Genomic DNA, 1,246 nt, shown 5'->3' on the forward strand with positions numbered 1-1,246 from the left:
AATTTAACAAAATTTAATAAGTCCATATTGATCCTCCTTTATTTTTAAATTACATATTGATCCTCCTTTATTTTTAAATTACTCAGGTTGGAAATTTACAAAAGCATTTTTTTCAACAACTTTCCCGTCTAAAATGGCTGCTCCCACATAAGTATGTAAAAGTTTTTTAATTCCGATATGTGAAATTTACATAATAAGTGTTTAATTTTCCAAAAGAAATGCAATTATTTTTATTTGTTTTAGAAAATGTAGGATATGTGTCTGTTAAAACAACTTCATAACCTAAGATTTTGTTAAAACAACATCATAACCTAAGATTTTATTAGTAACTCTATCTGAACTTATATTGTGGTTTCAAATAGGGCGATCATTTTTATCTTTAATATTTTGAATAGTTCAGAATGTTTCCTTATTCATTACAAATTTAGCACCATTTGAATATCCTAATTTTAATGATTTAATCATTTCAATAATAGCATCGTAATTTAATTCTTTAATTTTTACACTTTTAATGCTTGTATCTGATAATATTCCAGTTGGTTGACCTTTTCCAGTTCCAGTAGCAAGTGATTGTTCAATACCCTCTTTAATTCTGTTTGTAATTACTCTAATTACAAAAGCTTCAAAATCTTCAATTGTCATAAATCTTGTAGTTTCTGAAAATTCAAGCGAAGTGGCAATAATGTGGCCATCAAATTTAATACTATCTGATCCTGTACTTCCTTCTATTTCTTGACCCTCTGTGACAAATTTAGCTGCTGTTGAATCTTTTTCATACGCAATATCTAATTTTCCTCGGTGTTCTAAAATAGTTACTTCGTTAATTAAATTAGAAGTTAATTTAATTTCATTTAAGATGTTTTTTCATATTGTAGTAGGTACAAGCGGACTCGCATCTTCATTTCCAGTTGGATTTGTTCCAACTTGTAAGAATTTTGTTTCTTGTGGCGTTAATTGTTGTCTTTGCATATTTTTTAATCATGCATTTTTATATTCTCTTGTATCTAAAATATCTTTTTGATTATAAATAGTTTTAATTTCCATTTGTTCTGTTCCCCTTAATGTTTGTAAAATTGTGCTATTTCCGTTTTCAATATTTTTAATATTTTTTTCTAAATATTCATTTCTTATTTTTTGAGTTTCTGTAATTTCTTCATTTAATTTTTTAATTGCAGTTAATAACTCTTTTTGTTCTTGTAATTCTTTATTAGATAAATTATTTTTCTTTAATTCCATATTTTCTAAT

The 1,246-nt window shown here is 25.7% G+C and carries 1 protein-coding gene; it reads right to left on the reverse strand.

Annotated features, from left to right (window positions below):
• Positions 1-282: 282 nt before the first annotated feature.
• Positions 283-1,246: phage major capsid protein (locus C6B38_RS04320; protein ID WP_233485529.1), on the reverse strand; the 964-nt coding region annotated here is incomplete at its 5' end.

The sequence above is a fragment of the Spiroplasma sp. ChiS genome (assembly GCF_002968355.1).
GTDB lineage: Bacteria > Bacillota_I > Bacilli_A > Mycoplasmatales > Mycoplasmataceae > Spiroplasma > Spiroplasma citri.